Annotated in this window: 17 protein-coding genes; 9 read left to right on the top strand and 8 right to left on the bottom strand. The window is 69.6% G+C overall.

Annotated features, from left to right (window positions below):
• Positions 1-6: 6 nt before the first annotated feature.
• Genes BM004_RS19230 through BM004_RS19215 form a run of 4 tightly spaced genes read right to left on the bottom strand, consistent with a single transcriptional unit; the run spans position 7 to position 4420 of the window.
• Positions 7-960 (bottom strand): lytic transglycosylase domain-containing protein, encoded by a 954-nt coding sequence (locus tag BM004_RS19230; protein ID WP_093129630.1) that lies wholly within the window; start codon positions 958-960, stop codon positions 7-9.
• 19 nt (positions 961-979) lie between these two features.
• Positions 980-1444 carry a hypothetical protein gene (locus tag BM004_RS19225; RefSeq protein WP_093215846.1) on the bottom strand — a complete coding sequence of 155 codons (465 nt, stop codon included), beginning with the start codon at positions 1442-1444 and terminating at the stop codon, positions 980-982.
• 30 nt (positions 1445-1474) lie between these two features.
• Positions 1475-3472 carry a DNA topoisomerase IV subunit B gene (locus BM004_RS19220; protein ID WP_093215843.1) on the bottom strand — a complete coding sequence of 666 codons (1998 nt, stop codon included), beginning with the start codon at positions 3470-3472 and terminating at the stop codon, positions 1475-1477.
• 15 nt (positions 3473-3487) lie between these two features.
• Positions 3488-4420 carry a LysR family transcriptional regulator gene (locus BM004_RS19215; RefSeq protein WP_093129627.1) on the bottom strand — a complete coding sequence of 311 codons (933 nt, stop codon included), beginning with the start codon at positions 4418-4420 and terminating at the stop codon, positions 3488-3490.
• A 90-nt stretch (positions 4421-4510) separates the two neighbouring features.
• Here BM004_RS19215 and BM004_RS19210 point away from each other — a divergent pair, with 90 nt between their 5' ends.
• From BM004_RS19210 to BM004_RS19180, 8 genes are all read left to right on the top strand, one after another.
• Complete coding sequence (locus BM004_RS19210) at positions 4511-5719, top strand: serine hydrolase domain-containing protein (RefSeq protein WP_093215841.1); 1209 nt, start codon at positions 4511-4513, stop codon at positions 5717-5719.
• A complete protein-coding gene (locus BM004_RS19205; RefSeq protein ID WP_093215838.1) occupies positions 5712-6920 on the top strand; it encodes an MFS transporter in 1209 nt (402 codons plus the stop codon). Before BM004_RS19210 ends, BM004_RS19205 begins: the two co-directional genes overlap by 8 nt.
• Before the next feature lie 109 nt (positions 6921-7029).
• Positions 7030-8253, top strand: coding sequence for an MFS transporter (locus BM004_RS19200; RefSeq protein ID WP_093215835.1), 1224 nt, complete (start codon positions 7030-7032; stop codon positions 8251-8253).
• A gap of 18 nt (positions 8254-8271) precedes the next feature.
• Positions 8272-8412, top strand: a complete 141-nt coding sequence (locus BM004_RS41465) for a hypothetical protein (RefSeq protein ID WP_177206538.1) — start codon at positions 8272-8274, stop codon at positions 8410-8412.
• A gap of 76 nt (positions 8413-8488) precedes the next feature.
• Positions 8489-9058: a class I SAM-dependent methyltransferase gene (locus tag BM004_RS19195; protein WP_093215833.1), complete on the top strand. Its 570-nt coding sequence runs from the start codon at positions 8489-8491 to the stop codon at positions 9056-9058.
• A 43-nt stretch (positions 9059-9101) separates the two neighbouring features.
• On the top strand, positions 9102-10028 hold the full coding sequence (dapA, locus tag BM004_RS19190) for a 4-hydroxy-tetrahydrodipicolinate synthase (RefSeq protein WP_371270109.1): 927 nt from the start codon (positions 9102-9104) through the stop codon (positions 10026-10028).
• 138 nt (positions 10029-10166) lie between these two features.
• Complete coding sequence (gene bamC, locus BM004_RS19185) at positions 10167-11246, top strand: outer membrane protein assembly factor BamC (protein ID WP_093129621.1); 1080 nt, start codon at positions 10167-10169, stop codon at positions 11244-11246.
• Between the two features lie 5 nt (positions 11247-11251).
• The gene (locus BM004_RS19180) at positions 11252-12028 is read left to right on the top strand and encodes an MBL fold metallo-hydrolase (protein ID WP_093215830.1); all 777 of its coding nucleotides are present in this window, start codon (positions 11252-11254) and stop codon (positions 12026-12028) included.
• 86 nt (positions 12029-12114) lie between these two features.
• Here the strand turns inward: BM004_RS19180 and BM004_RS19175 are convergent, their stop codons facing one another.
• From BM004_RS19175 to BM004_RS19165, 3 genes are all read right to left on the bottom strand, one after another.
• A complete protein-coding gene (locus BM004_RS19175; protein WP_093129619.1) occupies positions 12115-12381 on the bottom strand; it encodes a hypothetical protein in 267 nt (88 codons plus the stop codon).
• Positions 12382-12475: 94 nt separating this feature from the next.
• Complete coding sequence (locus BM004_RS19170; RefSeq protein WP_093215828.1) at positions 12476-12979, bottom strand: hypothetical protein; 504 nt, start codon at positions 12977-12979, stop codon at positions 12476-12478.
• Positions 12969-14111 (bottom strand): JmjC domain-containing protein, encoded by a 1143-nt coding sequence (locus BM004_RS19165; protein WP_093215825.1) that lies wholly within the window; start codon positions 14109-14111, stop codon positions 12969-12971. Before BM004_RS19165 ends, BM004_RS19170 begins: the two co-directional genes overlap by 11 nt.
• A 14-nt stretch (positions 14112-14125) precedes the next feature.
• Between BM004_RS19165 and BM004_RS19160 the strand changes: the two genes are divergently transcribed.
• Positions 14126-14650: an FKBP-type peptidyl-prolyl cis-trans isomerase gene (locus tag BM004_RS19160; RefSeq protein WP_093129616.1), complete on the top strand. Its 525-nt coding sequence runs from the start codon at positions 14126-14128 to the stop codon at positions 14648-14650.
• Between the two features lie 80 nt (positions 14651-14730).
• On the opposite strand, the gene BM004_RS19155 is transcribed toward BM004_RS19160, so the two are convergent.
• Positions 14731-15231 carry an outer membrane lipoprotein gene (locus BM004_RS19155; RefSeq protein ID WP_093129615.1) on the bottom strand — a complete coding sequence of 167 codons (501 nt, stop codon included), beginning with the start codon at positions 15229-15231 and terminating at the stop codon, positions 14731-14733.
• Between the last annotated feature and the right edge of the window lie 142 nt (positions 15232-15373).

The following is a 15373-nucleotide window of genomic DNA, read 5'->3' as shown; positions in this document are numbered from 1 at the left end:
CCTCCATCAGGACAGGGGCGCGCCCGGCGCTTCGGCGGCGCCGGTGGGCCCGGCGGGCGCTCCGGGAATGTCGGGAATGTCGGGAACGTCTGGCATGGCGGGCAGGCTGCGCGGGGCGTCCGAGGGCATGTTGCCGCGGCCGATGGCGCCGCCCTGCGGCACCGTCAGCTCCATGCGGATGCGCCCGGGCGCCTTGCCGCCGCGGGCCGCGCCACCGGCTCCGCTCATGCCGCCCATGCTGCCGCGCCCGCCCGTGGCCGCGACCGACGGCTTCAGGTACGCATAGAGCTGCAGCACGGTCTGCACGTAGTTCTGCGTTTCCTTGTAGTTCGGGATCTTGTTGCCCGCGCGCTGCACCGCGCCCTCGCCCGCGTTGTAGGCGGCGAGTGCCAGTTCGATCTGGCCCGGGAACATGGCGATCAGGTCGCGCAGGTAGCGCGAGCCGGCGGCGATGTTGATGCGCGGGTCGAACAGCTTCTTCTCGATGGTGCTGCGCTTGTCCGCCGCGACGCCGTAGCGCTGCGCGGTGGCGGGCATGAGCTGCATCAGGCCCATGGCGCCCTTGGGCGAGACGGCCTGCGCGTCGAAGCCCGACTCGGTGGCGATCAGCGCCTGCAGCAGCTCGTAGTCGATCGCATGCTTGCTCGACGCATCGCGCAGCGCCGCCTTGGCGGTCTTGTAGCTGGGCGAGGCCTCGAACATGGCCAGGAGCGTCTGCGAGGCCGGCGGCACCTTGCCGTCGAGCTTGCGCCCGCCCCGGCCCAGCGGCGACAGGCCCTGCGCCGTGTCGAAGCTCTGGCCGCCGCGAAAGAAGATCTGGTAGCGCTCGTCGATCTTCTCGGAAGCGAAGTGCGCCACGCCCTTGCTGTCGATGTAGCCGTAGATGTCGGCCGCGTGTGCGCCCTGCTGCGACAGCACGAGTGCCGCACACAGCGCGAACGGACGGAGCCAGCGGGTCATGACGGTGCGGGCCCGGGCCTCAGAACCACCAGCCGTAGCGCTTGCGGCGCTCGGCGTGGACCGCGGCATCGTCGCCCATGCCTCGCTTGCGGCCGAAGCCCTTGAGGCCGGCCCGGATCAGCATGGCGCCGAGCGCCACGGCCATGAGAAAGCCGGGCACCTGCCCGGGCTGGAGGCCGTCGGCGAGCAGGGTCGCGGCCATCAGCCAGGCGACGCACGCGGCGCCCCAGCAGGCGAGCCGGCGCAACCACAGCCAACCGGTGGCCGCCGTGCGCTCCGCCCGGCCGGCCGCGGCTTTGTTGTCGTCGGCCGCGTCGTCCCACCAGCCCGCCCAGACGAACACGAGCGCCAGCAGCACGCCGACGCCGGCAAAGAACCTGTTCGCGACCTCGCGCACCGGGTCGCCCTCTGCGACGAGCATGCCGATGGCGCCTGCAGCGCAGCCCCCTGCCAGCGAACCGCAAATGATCTTGTGCCCGTTCATGTCCTGTCGTGAGGAATATTCCGGTCGGAATCAGACGTCGATGTCGACGTCGTCGGCGCGAAGCTCCATCAGCTCGCGGCGCGCCGCCGCTTCGCCCTTGCCCATGAGCTTGGTGATCTCGCCCTGGGTGGACGTGAAGTCGAACCGCCCCAATTGGACCTGCATCAGGCGCCGGGTGTCTGGATTGAGCGTGGTTTCCCACAATTGTTCCGCGCTCATTTCGCCCAGGCCCTTGAAGCGGCTGATGCTCCAGGCGCCTTCGCGCACGCCGTCCTTGCGCAATTTGTCGAGCGTGGCGGTCAGTTCGCCCTCGTCCAGCGCATAGACCTTGGAGGCCGGCTTCTTGCCGCGCGCAGGCGCGTCGACACGGAACAGCGGCGGCTTCGCGACATACACGTGGCCGGTTTCGATGAGTTTGGGAAAGTGGCGGAAGAACAGCGTGAGCAGCAGCACCTGGATGTGCGAGCCGTCCACGTCGGCGTCGCTCAGGATGCAGACCTTGCCGTAGCGCAGGCCGCTCATGTCGGGCGAGTCGGTGGGGCCGTGCGGGTCGACGCCGATGGCCACCGAGATGTCGTGGATTTCGGTGTTGGCGAACAGCCGGTCGCGCTCCACCTCCCAGGTGTTGAGCACCTTGCCGCGCAGCGGCAGGATGGCCTGGCTTTCCTTGTCGCGGCCCATCTTGGCGCTGCCGCCGGCGGAGTCGCCCTCGACCAGGAACACCTCGTTGTGGCTGATGTCCTTGCTCTCGCAGTCGGTCAGCTTGCCGGGCAGCACGGCCACGCCGGAGCCCTTGCGCTTCTCGACCTTCTGGCCGGCGCGCTGGCGCGTCTGCGCGGCCTTGATGGCGAGTTCGGCGAGCTTCTTGCCGTAGTCGACGTGCTGGTTGAGCCACAGCTCCAGCGCGGGGCGCACGAAGCTGGACACCAGGCGCACGGCGTCGCGCGAGTTCAGGCGTTCCTTGATCTGGCCCTGGAACTGCGGGTCGAGCACCTTGGCGCTGAGCACGTAGGAGGCGCGCGCGAACACGTCTTCCGGCAGCAGCTTCACGCCCTTGGGCAGCAGCGAGTGCAGCTCGATGAAGCCCTTCACCGCGGTGAACAGGCCGTCGCGCAGGCCGCTTTCGTGCGTGCCGCCGGCGCTGGTGGGAATCAGGTTGACGTAGCTCTCGCGCACCGACTGGCCGTCTTCTGTGAAGGCCACGCACCAGTCGGCGCCCTCGCCTTCGGCGAAGTTGTCGGCGTTCTTGTCGGCATGGCCGCTGCCTTCGAACAGCGGAATGACCGGGTCGCCGTTGAGCGTCTGCATGAGGTAGTCGCTCAGGCCGCCCTTGTAGAGCCACTGCTGGCTTTCCTTGGTCTTCTCGTTCACCAGCGTGACGCTCACGCCGGGCATCAGCACGGCCTTGCTGCGCAGCAGGTGCGTGAGCTCGCCCATGGGCAGCGCGGCGGTCTCGAAGTACTTGGCGTCGGGCCAGGCACGCACGGTGGTGCCCTGCTTGCGTTCGCCGGCCTCGAGCTTGCGGATTTCGAGCTGCTCGATCACGTCGCCGGCGCTGAAGGCCAGCCTGGCGATGGAGCCTTCGCGGTGCGAGGTGACCTCGAGCCGCTTGGACAGCGCGTTGGTCACCGACACGCCCACGCCGTGCAGGCCGCCCGAGAAGCTGTAGGCGCCGCCCGAGCCCTTGTCGAACTTGCCGCCGGCGTGCAGCCGGGTGAACACCAGTTCGACCACGGGCGCATGTTCTTCAGGGTGCATGCCGAACGGAATGCCGCGGCCGTCGTCTTCGATGCTGACCGATCCGTCGGCGTGCAGCGTGACCTTGATCTTCTTGCCGTAGCCCGCCAGCGCCTCGTCGGCGGCGTTGTCGAGCACTTCCTGGATGATGTGCAGCGGGTTGTCGGTGCGGGTGTACATGCCCGGGCGCTGCTTGACGGGCTCGAGGCCCTTGAGCACGCGGATGGAGCCCTCGGAATAGCCGGAGGACGCGGACGATGAACTGGGGGGAGTCTTGGGGGGAGTCGCCATGGGGGCGGATTGTAGTCAGTCGCCGCCAAACAACTGGATACCCATACAGGCTTCGTCCTGCGGCGCGAACAGATGGGCGCCCAGGAAGTCGACGAAGGCCCGCAGCTTGGGCGACGGATGCCGCCCCGAAGGCCACAGCACGCCCAGGCCGATGGTGTGTGGCCGCACCAGCCCCGGCAGCACGCTGCGCAGCCGGCCCGCGGCCAGCGCGGCGCGCACGCTGAAGTCGGGCAGGCAGGCGATGCCGCGCCCGCGCTCGGCGAAGCACAGGCGGGTTTCCATGTTGTTGCAGATCATGGAGACGGGCGGTCGGCACTCGCTGCCGTCGGGCATGGGCCGCATCGGCCAGACCTCGACCTTGCCCGTGGCGGGATAGCGGTAATGCAGGCAGGCGTGGCCGGCGAGGTCGGCCAGCGTCTGCGGCGTGCCGTGGCGCGCGAGGTAGTCGGGCGAGGCCACCAGCAGCTGCGAGAAAACGCCGAGCCGGCGCGCCGAGAGCCGCGAATCGGCCGGCTCGCCGGTGCGCACCACGGCGTCGAAGCCCTCCTCGATGACGTCGACCAGCCGGTCGCTGAAGTCGAGGTCGAGCTCGATGGCCGGGTGGTCGCGCATGAAGTCGGCCAGCACCGGCAGCACCAGCGAGCTGACCAGCGGCAGGCTGACCCGCAGCTTGCCGCGCGGCGCGCCGGCCGAGTGCGACAGCTCCTGCTCCGCGGCCTCGATCTCGGCCAGCACGCGGCGGCTGCGCGCGAGGAACAGCGTGCCCTCGGCGGTGAGCGTGATGCTGCGCGTGCTGCGGTGGAACAGCCGCACGCCCAGCCGCTCTTCGAGCCGCGCCACGCGCTTGCCCACGGCGGACGCCGACACGCCGAGCGCGCGGCCGGCGGTGACGAAGCTGCGGGTTTCGGCCACCTGGATGAAGACGGTGAAGCCGCTGAGGCTGTCCATGCGGGCGCTCCATTGCGGACATCGGTGTCCGTATTGAGCGGAACTGTATCCCCCTTTTTCCGGAGTCGGCTTCTTCCTATCGTTGGCGGCATGTCATTCGCCAACGAAATTCCCCCTTCTTCCCCTTCTTGTTCTTCCACGACAGCCGCCGGCTGGCGTGGCCCGGACCCGTCGCGCATCGACGCGGTGCTCGACCAGGCACTGGCCGACCAGCGGCTGGTCGGCGCGGTGGTGCTGGTGGCCCACGGCGGGCGCCTGGTGCACCGCCGCGCGGCCGGACTGGCGGACCGCGAGGCCGGCCGGCCGATGCGCGAGGACGCGCTGTTCAGGCTGGCCTCGGTGTCCAAGCCGATCGTGTCGACCGCCGCGATGGTGCTGGCGGCCCAGGGCCGGCTCGGCCTGGACGACCCGGTCACGCGCTGGCTGCCGGACTTTCGCCCGCGCCTGCCGGACGGCAGCGCTCCCACCCTCACGCTGCGGCAGCTGCTGACGCACACGGCCGGCCTGGGCTACCGCTTCTTCGAACCCACGGACGACGGCCCCCATGCGCAGGCCGGCGTGTCCGACGGCATGGACGGTAGCGGCCTCACGCTGGCCGAGAACCTGCGGCGCATCGCGCAGGTGCCCCTGCTCTACGCGCCGGGCACGGCGTGGCTCTATTCGCTGGCCACCGATGTACTGGGCGGCGTGGTCGAGGCGGCCAGCGGTGCGCCCTTGCCCGACGCGGTGCGCACCCTGGTGACGGGCCCGCTGGCCATGCACGACACCGGCTTCTTCGCCGCGCCGCACGACGACCGGCTGGCCACGCCCTATGTGAACACCCCGGGCACGGCGCCGCGGCGCATGAGCGGGCCCACCGTCGCCGCGTCTTTCGAGGGCACCGTCGGCATCCGCTTCGACCCGGCGCGGGCCGTCGACGCCACGGCGTTTCCTTCGGGCGGCGCCGGCATGGTCGGCAGCGCGGGCGACTTCATGCGCCTGCTCGAAACCCTGCGCGGCGGTGGTGCACCGCTGCTGCCGCCAGCGCTGGTGGACGACATGGGCCGCAACCACACGGGCGCCTGGGGACCGGCGGACGCACCGGGTTATGGCTTCGGGCTGGGCTTCTCGGTGCTGCACGACCCGGGGGCCGCGGCGTCGCCGGAATCGGTGGGCACGTGGCGATGGGGCGGCGCCTACGGGCATGCGTGGTTCGTCGACCGCGCCCGCGAACTCAGCGTGGTGGCCTTCACCAACACGCTCTACGAAGGCATGTCGGGCCGCTTCGTGGCCGACCTGCGGGACGCCGTCCATGCATGAAAAGAACACACCCCATCGCCCGGAGGCCGGGCTGCCGCTGCTGGGCCTGCTCGCGCTGGCCGCCGCCGGCTTCATCACGGTGCTGACCGAGGCCATGCCCGCCGGCCTGCTGCCGCAGATCGGCGCGAGCCTGGGCGTCACGCCCGCACTGGTCGGCCAGCTGGTGACGGTGTACGCCATCGGCTCGCTGGTGGCGGCCATTCCGCTGGTGGCCTTCACGCGCAGCTGGCGCCGCCGGCCCTTGCTGCTGCTGGCCATCGGCGGCTTCGCGATCGTCAACACGGTCACCGCGCTGTCGCACGGCTACGCGCTGACGCTGGTCGCGCGCTTCTTCGCGGGCGTGTTCGCCGGGCTGCTGTGGGCGCTGCTGGCCGGGCAGGCGGCGCGCATGGTGGCGCCGTCGATGCAGGGCCGCGCGATCGCCGTGGCGATGCTGGGCGCGCCGCTGGCGCTGTCGCTGGGCATTCCGGCCGGCACGCTGCTGGGCAACGGCGTGGGCTGGCGCCCGGCGTTCCTGATCATGTCGGCGCTCTCGGTGCTGCTGCTGGGCTGGGTGCGCTGGCAGGTGCCCGACTTCCCCGGCCAGGCGGCGGGCCGCCAGCAGGGCGTGCGGCGCGTTTTCCTGCTGCCGGGCGTGCGGCCGGTGCTGGCGGTGATGCTGGCCTTCGTGCTGGCGCACAACATCCTCTACACCTACATCGCGCCGTTTCTCGCGCACGCCGGGCTCGGCGCGCGGGTCGACCTGGTGCTGCTGGTGTTCGGCGGGGCCTCGCTGGCGGGCATCTGGGTGACGGGCGTGCTGATCGACCGTTGGCTGCGCGAGCTGGTGCTGGCCGGCACCGCGGCCTTTGCCGTGGCCGCGCTGCTGCTGGGCGCGCTCACGGGTTCGCAGCCGGTGGTGTTCGTGGCGGTGGCCGTGTGGGGCGTGGCGTTCGGCGGGGCAGCCACGCTGTTCCAGACGGCCTCGGCGCAGGCCGCGGGCGACGCGGCGGACGTGGCGCAGTCGATGGTGGTGACGGCATGGAACATCGCCATTGCGGGCGGCGGGCTGATCGGCGGCCTGCTGCTGCAGAGCCGGGGCGCGGGCGCGCTGCCCTGGTCGCTGATCGTGCTGCTGGTGCCCGCGCTGTGGCTGGCCTGGAAGGCCTGCGCGCACGGGTTTCCGCGCACGCGTGCTGTCACCACAGCGACAGCGCATTGACCCTGGCGGCTTTGATGCGCAAAGCGCATCGAAATGCCGCCCAGAAATCATCAATGGCTTTGGCCATCCGCACGCCTGCCGCGGCATGCAAGTCGCTACATTCGACGCCATGCAAGCCCCCGCCTCCACTCTTTCGATCAAGCAAGTCCTGTTGTGCGGGGCGATGATCGTCACGCTCTCCATGGGCATCCGCCACGGCTTCGGCCTCTGGCTGCAGCCCATCACGCAGGCGCAGGACTGGAGCCGCCAGACCTTCTCGTTCGCGCTGGCCGTGCAGAACCTCTCCTGGGGCATCTTCGGCGTGTTCGCGGGCATGCTGGCCGACCGCTTCGGCGCGTTCCGGGTGCTGATCGGCGGCTCGGTGCTCTATGCGCTGGGGCTGTTCGGCATGGCGCATTCGCCGACGCCGCTGCTGTTCACGCTGAGCGCCGGCGTGCTGATCGGTGCGGCGCAGGCGGGCTCGACCTACGCGGTGATCTACGGCGTGATCGGGCGGCAGATTCCGGCCGAGCGGCGCTCGTGGGCGATGGGCGTGGCCGCCGCGGCCGGCTCGTTCGGGCAGTTCCTGATGGCGCCCATCGAAGGCCGACTGATCGGGAGCATGGGTTGGCAGAGCGCGCTGGCGGTGGTGGCGGTGCTGGTGCTGGTGATCATTCCGCTGGCCTTCGGGCTGCGCGAACCCAAGACCGCGGCGCTGGCCGGGCACCGCGAGCAGTCGGTGCTGCAGGCTGTGGGCGAGGCGTTTCGCTACCCGAGCTTCGGGCTGCTGATGGCGGGCTACTTCGTCTGCGGCTTCCAGCTCGCCTTCATCGGCATCCACATGCCGACCTACCTGCGCGACCGCGCGCTGCCGGCCGAGGTGGCGGGCTACGCGCTGGCGCTGATCGGCCTGTTCAACGTGTTCGGCACGTACACGGTCGGGCTGCTGGGGCAGAAGCTGGCCAAGCGGAAGATCCTCGCGGCGATCTACTTCGCGCGGGCGGTGTCGATCGCGCTGTTCCTGCTGGCGCCGCTCTCGCCGACGAGCGTGTACGTGTTCTCCGCCGCCATGGGCTTCCTGTGGCTGTCGACGGTGCCGGCCACCAACGCCATCGTGGCGGGCATCTTCGGCGTGGCGCATCTGTCGATGCTCAGCGGCTTCGTGTTTCTGAGCCACCAGGTGGGCTCGTTCCTGGGCGTGTGGCTGGGCGGCTACCTGTACGACACCACGGGCAGCTACGACATCGTCTGGTACATCTCGATCGCGCTGGGCGTGTTCGCGGCGCTGATCAACCTGCCGGTGAAGGAAAACGCCATTGCGCGCGCACCGCAGCCGCTGGGCGCGGCGGGCTGATTGCGCTACAACCGGCCCATGACACCGCAACGGCGCCAGCACATCGTCCACGCCGGCTGGCTTGCCGCCGCGGCGGCGGTGCTGGGCGGCGTGTTCGCGATGTACGTGCACCCGGCGTTCCTGGTGACGCTGGTCGACCAGATCTGGTCGTGTTTCTGAATCCCTGAACCCCTGAATCCCTGAATCCCTGAACCCCTGAACCCCTGAACCCCTGAAGCCTGAAGGTCCGATTGAAATGAAAGAGCTTGCGCCGGTCCACGGCCTGTCCGCGCCCTCCGAATGGGTGGTCCGCTGGTCACACCTGCTGGCGCCCGAGGCCACCGTGCTCGACGTGGCCTGCGGCGCCGGGCGCCACATGCGGTGGTTCGCCGGCCGGGGGCACGCGGTGACCGGGGTCGACCGCTCGGCCGAGGCGCTGGCGACGGCGGGGGCCTTCGGGCGCACCGTCGAGGCGGACATCGAGTCGGGCGCCTGGCCCTTCGCCGGACAGGTCTTCGGCGCGGTGGTCGTCACCAACTACCTCTGGCGCGCGCGCATGGCCGACATCGTGGCCGCCGTGGCGCCCGGCGGCGTGCTGCTCTACGAGACCTTCGCAGCGGGCAACGAGAGCGTCGGCAAGCCCTCGCGGCCCGATTTCCTGCTGCAGCCCGGCGAGTTGCTCGCGGCCTGTGCGGGCTTGCGCGCGGTGGCCTACGAGGACGGGTTCATGGCCGAACCGGCCCGCTTCGTGCAGCGCATTGCGGCCGTGCGGCCCGCCCTGGAAGCCGCCGCGGCGGCGCCCCGCCACCTCCTTAAGGGAAACTGAGGGGGCCGGGGCGGCTGTCTGGCGGGGCCCCGGAGTAAGTAGAATCGGCGCTTTCGTCCACCGACAAAGAGATTCCCCCTTGGAGCAACTGACAGGCAGCATCGTCGCGCTCGTCACGCCGATGCATGACGACGGCAGTGTCGACTACCCCGCCCTGCGGCGTCTCATCGACTGGCACATCGACGAAGGCACCGACTGCCTCGGCGTGGTCGGGACCACCGGCGAATCGCCGACGGTCGACGTCGAAGAGCACTGCGAAATCATCCGCGTATCCGTCGAGCAAGCCAAGGGCCGCGTGCCCGTGATGGCCGGCTGCGGCGCGAACTCGACCAAGGAAGCCATCGAGCTCGCCAAGTTCGCCAAGGGCGTGGGCGCCGACTCGCAGCTCCAGGTCGTGCCCTACTACAACAAGCCGACGCAAGAAGGCCAGTACCAGCACTTCAAGGCCATCGCCGAGGCCGTGGGCGACCTGCCCATCGTGCTGTACAACGTGCCCGGTCGCACCGTGGCCGATATGGCGCACGACACCGTGCTGCGCCTCACGCAGGTGCCCGGCATCATCGGCATCAAGGAAGCCACCGGCAACATCGAGCGGGCCCAGTGGCTCATTCGCGACGTGCCGAAGAACTTTGCCGTCTACTCCGGCGACGACCCGACCGCGGTCGCGCTCATGCTCTGCGGCGGCCAGGGCAACATCAGCGTCACGGCCAATATCGCGCCGCGCAAAATGCACGAACTGTGCGTGGCCGCGCTGGCGGGCGACGTCAAGCGGGCCATGGAGATCCAGTTCGAGCTCATGCCGCTGCACCGGAACCTGTTCGTCGAGCCCAACCCGATCCCGCTGAAGTGGGCCATGGCGCGACTCGGCCTGTGCGGTGGCACCCTGCGCCTGCCGCTCACCGAACTCGGCGAAGCGAGCCGCCCCGCGGTCGAGGGCGCCCTGCGCGCCACCGGCCTGCTCAAGGGTTGAGCGCTTCCGCACCCGTTCCGGACCTGCCTTTTCCCTGGCCGCAGCAAGGTTAAGCAACCTTTTGCCCGAACCGTGCTCAGAGAGGGCGGGCACTGCGGCCCCTAGATTGACCGAACCATTCCAACAAGGAAGAAGACGTTGAAGAACCTTTCGCGACTTGCACTGCTGGCCCTCGTTGCCAGCCTCGCCGCCTGCTCCGTCCTCGAGAGCGACAAGATCGACTACAAGAGCGCCGGCAAGGCCCCGACGCTCGAGGTCCCGCCTGACCTGTCCCAGCTGTCGCGCGACAACCGCTACGCCGTCCCCGGCGGCGCCGTGACCGCCAACGCCTACCAGGCCGGCGTGGCCAACGCACCGGGCGTGCCCACTGCCGTGAGCACCCTCGGCGACGTGCGCATGGAGCGCTCGGGCACGCAGCGCTGGATCGTCATCAACCGCTCGCCCGACCAGCTCTGGGACCCGGTGAAGGACTTCTGGCAGGAAAGCGGTTTCCTGCTGACCACCGAGCAGCGCAACCTGGGCATCATGGAAACCGACTGGGCCGAGAACCGCGCCAAGCTGCCGCAGGACATCATCCGCGGCACGCTGGGCAAGCTGGTCGACTCGGTCTACTCGACCGGCGAACTCGACCGCTTCCGCACCCGCCTGGAACGCACGCCCACCGGCACCGAGATCTTCGTGAGCCACCGCGGCATGCAGGAGGTCTACAACAACTCGCGCCAGGACCAGACCGTGTGGCAGCCGCGTCCGAGCGACCCTGAACTCGAGACCGAATTCCTGCGCCGCCTGATGGTCAAGCTCGGCGTGTCGCAGGAGCAGTCGAAGATCCTGGCGGCCACCACCGCCCCGACCAGGACCGCCACTGTCGCCAACGTCGGCGGCCAGCCGGTCGTGCAGATCAGCGAAGGCTTCGACCGCGCATGGCGCCGCGTCGGCCTGGCGCTCGACCGCACCGGCTTCACCGTGGAAGACCGCGACCGCAGCGCTGGCGTGTACTACGTGCGCTACGTGACGCCGAACCCCGACAAGAAGGAGCCCGGCTTCTTCGGCAAGCTGTTCAGCGGCTCGCCCAAGGACGAAGCACCGATCAAGTTCCGCATCTCGGTCAAGAGCCAGGGCGAAGCCTCGACGGTGTCGGTGCTCAACGATGCCGGCGCACCGGTCGCATCGGCCAACGCCGAGCGCATCGTCAAGGTCATCGCAGACGACCTGAAGTAACCCGCATGCTCCGCTTCCGAAGCCTCGGCAGCGGCAGCACGGGCAATGCCGCGCTGGTCGAAGCGACCAGCGCCGGCCGCACCTCCCGCCTTCTGGTCGACTGCGGCTTCGGCCTCAAGCAACTCGACCTGCGGCTCGCACAAGCGGGCCTGGTCGCCGGCGACATCGATGCGGTCTTCGTGACCCACGAGCATGGCGACCACATCGGCTGTGCCCATTCGCTCGCTCGCCGCAACCGCATTCCCGTCTGGATGAGCGAAGGCACGTGGCTCGCCACGGGCGGGCGCGATTTCGAAGGCATGCTGAACCTGGCGCGCGACGATGCGGAGTTTGCGGTCGGCGACATCGGCGTGCAGCCCTTCACCGTGCCGCATGACGCGCGCGAGCCCTTGCAGCTGCGTTGCACCGACGGCAATCGCACGCTCGGCGTGCTCACCGACCTCGGGCATGCCACGGCCCATGTGCTGGCCCGCCTGAGCGGCGTGCACGCGCTGCTGCTCGAGTTCAACCACGACAGCGACCTGCTGGCCAACTCGGCCTACCCTGCCTTCCTGAAGCATCGCGTGGGCGGCAACTACGGGCACCTGTCGAACACGGCCGCGGCGGAGATCGCGCGCGCCGTGTTGCACGACGGTTTGCGGCACGTGGTCGCGGCGCACCTGAGCGAACAGAACAACCGGCCCGAGATCGTGCGCCGGATGATGGCCGAGGCATTGGGCGGCGAAGAGGCCGAGATGCTCACCGCCACCGCGGCCGAGGGCTCACCCTGGCTCGACGTGTGAGTCGAGCCGACTGAAACAGCGGGCCCGATGCCACGAAAAAAAGCCGCCTCATGGCGGCTTTCTTCATGGCGGATGCCTGGCAGCTCTTACTGCTTGGGCGCTTCGTTCTTCTTCGCGGCCTCGGTGGCTGCGTTCGCGGCATCGAGTGCCGACGAAGCGCCTGGCGCCGGTGCCATCGCGCCCGAGTCGGCGGAAGGCGCGGCGGCCGGTGCGGCAGGCGCCGGTGCGGGTTCGGTCACGGGCGCAGGAGGCGGCGTCACAACCGCCGGCGCGGCGTCCTCCTTCTTTCCGCAGGCGACGAGCGCGGCAGCGGCAATCAGCGAGGCAACCAGGACGGACGTTGACTTCTTCATGGAATCTCCTTTGGCAATGAAGGTCTGGAACGAAAAAATTCTAGACCTGCATTCCGGAGCGAATGTGTCTGAGGGCCGCATTCGCGGCATTGGCTTACAAGCCGAGCGTCGATGCGGGAAAGGCGGGCCGCGCGAGGCGCCAGCACTCGTCGATGGTCTCGCGCAACGCGCGGCGCGATGCGGCGTCGGTGCCGCTCACGCCCCGGCTGCGCTCGGGGTCGATGCGATGCACGAACCATGTGGGCGTCCAGATGGCGCTGGGCACTTCGGCGCCCGGGGCCTTGCCGGTGGCGCGGCATTCGATGATGTGGTCCCACATGCGCCGCCAGGGCACGAAGCGCGCATGCGCGCGCTCGAGCACGTCGAAGCGCTGCGCCAGCAGCACCAGGCGCCGACCGCTCGCCGACCAGGCCTGCAGGGCCTCGATGCTGGCGCGCTCGCCCAGCGGCCAGTCGGCGAAGTCGGGGTCGCTGAAGACGATCTCCTTCCAGCCTTGCTGTGCCGCGGCCGACAGCGCGCCGCGAAGGACCGTGTCGAAGGCCTCGCGGCCGTCGAAGCGCCCTTCGCTCAACGCCGCCGCCGGGTCTTCATTCGGCATGGAGCCACCCTGCCTCGCACCACTCGTCGAGCAACGCGAGCGCGCCTTCGCTCGCGCGCGCGAGTTCGCGCGCACCCAGCGCGCGCTGGTCGGCCAGCTTGCGCATCAGCGTGGCATCGGCGCCGCCGGCGCGAAAGCTCTCGCCGTTGATGTAGATGTGGCGATCGTCGTAGAGCATGCGCGTGCGGCGGTCGAGCGCCGCGCGCCGCGGTGCCTCGGGCATCTCGCCGCCCTCGCCGAACCACACGTTGGCCTTGGGCTCGGTGAGCGATTCACCGAGCGCGCGGTCGACCGCATCGGCGTCGCGCAGCGCGGCCTCCACGGCCTTGCGCGCGAAGCCCTGCAGCGCGGCGGGCATGCGGGCCGGCGCATCGACGGCCGGCTGCGACGGGTCGCGGTAGCGCGCGAGCTCGGCGGGGCCGGCGTCCTCGAGGTCTTCCGCGTAGGCCTGCGACATGCGCGCGAGCAGGTCGGCGCCCAGCTCGCCCAGTGCCGACGAACGCAGGCCGATGGAATACGTCATGCAGTCGTCGCCCACGGCCACGCCGTCGTGCGCGTAGCGCGGCGGCAGGTAGAGCATGTCGCCGGGCTCGAGCACGAAGGTCTGCTCGGGCTCGAAGTTCTCGAGGATCTTCAGCGGCACGCCGGGCTGCAGCCGCAGGTCGCTCTGCTTGCCGATGGACCAGCGGCGGCGGCCGTGCGCCTGCAGCAGAAACACGTCGTAACTGTCGAAATGCGCGCCCACGCCGCCGGTGTCGCTCGCGTAGCTGATCATCAGGTCGTCCAGGCGCGCGTCGGGCAGGAAGCGGAACTGGCGCAGCAGTTCGTGGATGCCGTCATGGTGCAGGTCGACGCCCTGCACCAGCAGCGTCCAGGCGGCCTGCTTCAGAGGTGGCAGGGCCCGGCGGGCCAGCGGGCCGTGCTTCAGGGACCAGCCGGACTTGCCATGCCGGATCAGCCGCGACTCGACGTCCTCGCGTTCGGCCAGCGCGAACAACTCGCCGCGCTCGATCGGTGGCACCATGTCGGGTATCGCCTGACGGACGAGTAAGGGTTTCTTCTGCCAGTACCGCCGCATGAACTGCGCGGCGCTCAGGCCGCCGAGCAACGGCAGCGGTTGTGTAATCTCCATGGGAGAATTCTGCAATGGAAATCTCTGAACAATGCGTGGTCGGCTTGACCTGGACAATGAAAGACACGCTCGGCGACGTGCTGGACGTGCTCGACGAACCGGTTGAATTCCTGGTCGGCGGCGACGATCTCTTCGACGTGATCGAGGCCGCCCTGCAGGGCCATGAGCCCGGCGCACGGGTGCAGCTGCAGGTCGAACCCGAGCAGGGCTTCGGCGACTTCAACGACCAGTTGCTGTTTCTCGAGCCGCGCTCGCTCTTCCCCGAAGGCACAGAAGAAGGCATGACCTTCGACGGCTCCGCCCTGCCCAAGGGCGTGAACGAGGCGATCCCGCGGGACACGATCTACACGGTGGCCGAGGTCTACCCCGACCACCTGGTGCTCGACGGCAACCATCCGCTCGCGGGCATCGCGATCCGGCTCGACATCACGGTGCGCTCGGTGCGCGAAGCCACGGAGGAAGAAGTGGGCCGCGGCTCGGCGGGCACGGGCTTCTTCAAGGTGGCACCAATGGCGCCGGGCAACCAGACGCTGCACTGACGACACCATCTGCGGGCGCCAATGAAAAAGCCGGGCATTGCCCGGCTTTTTCTTTCTCGCTTCCCCGCGAGGGGCTGCGGCTACATGCGCGAGATCTGGCCGTTGTCGATGCGCACGCGGTCGCCGATGCGCAGGTCGCCGGGGCTCTGCACGTCGAACGCGCGGTAGCCGCCACGGTCGGTCTGCACCGACACCCGGTAGGTTTCATAGGCACGCGGGCCGTTCTGCTGTGCCTCGATGGTGTTGCCCAGCAGGGCACCGCCCACGATGCCCAGCGCGGTGGCTGCGGCGCGGCCGTTGCCCCGGCCGAACTGGTTGCCCACCACGCCGCCGATGACGCCGCCGGCGACGGCACCGCCGCCGCTCGTGCCGGTGCCCGCGGTTTCGCTGCGCAACACCTCGATGTTGGCCACGTGGCCGTATTCGACGTAGGAAGCTTCCTGGTACTGAATGGCCTGCGGGGGCGCCTGGTACGGATAGCGCGAGGTCTGGTAGACCGGCGCCGGTGCCACGCACGCCGTGAGCGTGGCCACGGCCAGCACGGAAGCGGTGACGGAAACGAAGCGCATTGAAATCTTCATGTTGAGAGGCTCCTCGGATAGAACGGTGCACGAAGAATGCACCTGCGTGTGACTAACGCCGCAGCCCTTGCCGCGATGACGCAAAACACACACTGAAACCTTCGAGCGCCGCGTGCCGCCGCAGTTCCGGTCTTTACCGCTC

Origin of the sequence: Variovorax sp. OK212 (assembly GCF_900112425.1) — a bacterium.
GTDB lineage: Bacteria > Pseudomonadota > Gammaproteobacteria > Burkholderiales > Burkholderiaceae_C > Variovorax.
This window is presented reverse-complemented; position numbering and strand designations above follow the sequence as displayed.

Excerpts from the sequence above, each read along its gene's own strand:
- BM004_RS19160 (WP_093129616.1), top strand. The coding sequence starts at position 14,126 with ATGGAAATCTCTGAACAATGCGTGGTCGGCTTGACCTGGACAATGAAA.
- BM004_RS19210 (WP_093215841.1), top strand. The coding sequence starts at position 4,511 with ATGTCATTCGCCAACGAAATTCCCCCTTCTTCCCCTTCTTGTTCTTCC.
- BM004_RS19180 (WP_093215830.1), top strand. The coding sequence starts at position 11,252 with ATGCTCCGCTTCCGAAGCCTCGGCAGCGGCAGCACGGGCAATGCCGCG.
- BM004_RS19165 (WP_093215825.1), bottom strand. The coding sequence starts at position 14,111 with ATGGAGATTACACAACCGCTGCCGTTGCTCGGCGGCCTGAGCGCCGCG.
- BM004_RS19175 (WP_093129619.1), bottom strand. The coding sequence starts at position 12,381 with ATGAAGAAGTCAACGTCCGTCCTGGTTGCCTCGCTGATTGCCGCTGCC.
- BM004_RS19170 (WP_093215828.1), bottom strand. The coding sequence starts at position 12,979 with ATGCCGAATGAAGACCCGGCGGCGGCGTTGAGCGAAGGGCGCTTCGAC.
- BM004_RS19215 (WP_093129627.1), bottom strand. The coding sequence starts at position 4,420 with ATGGACAGCCTCAGCGGCTTCACCGTCTTCATCCAGGTGGCCGAAACC.
- BM004_RS19225 (WP_093215846.1), bottom strand. The coding sequence starts at position 1,444 with ATGAACGGGCACAAGATCATTTGCGGTTCGCTGGCAGGGGGCTGCGCT.
- BM004_RS19195 (WP_093215833.1), top strand. The coding sequence starts at position 8,489 with ATGAAAGAGCTTGCGCCGGTCCACGGCCTGTCCGCGCCCTCCGAATGG.
- BM004_RS19220 (WP_093215843.1), bottom strand. The coding sequence starts at position 3,472 with ATGGCGACTCCCCCCAAGACTCCCCCCAGTTCATCGTCCGCGTCCTCC.
- BM004_RS19230 (WP_093129630.1), bottom strand. The coding sequence starts at position 960 with ATGACCCGCTGGCTCCGTCCGTTCGCGCTGTGTGCGGCACTCGTGCTG.
- BM004_RS41465 (WP_177206538.1), top strand. The coding sequence starts at position 8,272 with ATGACACCGCAACGGCGCCAGCACATCGTCCACGCCGGCTGGCTTGCC.
- BM004_RS19200 (WP_093215835.1), top strand. The coding sequence starts at position 7,030 with ATGCAAGCCCCCGCCTCCACTCTTTCGATCAAGCAAGTCCTGTTGTGC.
- BM004_RS19155 (WP_093129615.1), bottom strand. The coding sequence starts at position 15,231 with ATGAAGATTTCAATGCGCTTCGTTTCCGTCACCGCTTCCGTGCTGGCC.
- BM004_RS19205 (WP_093215838.1), top strand. The coding sequence starts at position 5,712 with ATGCATGAAAAGAACACACCCCATCGCCCGGAGGCCGGGCTGCCGCTG.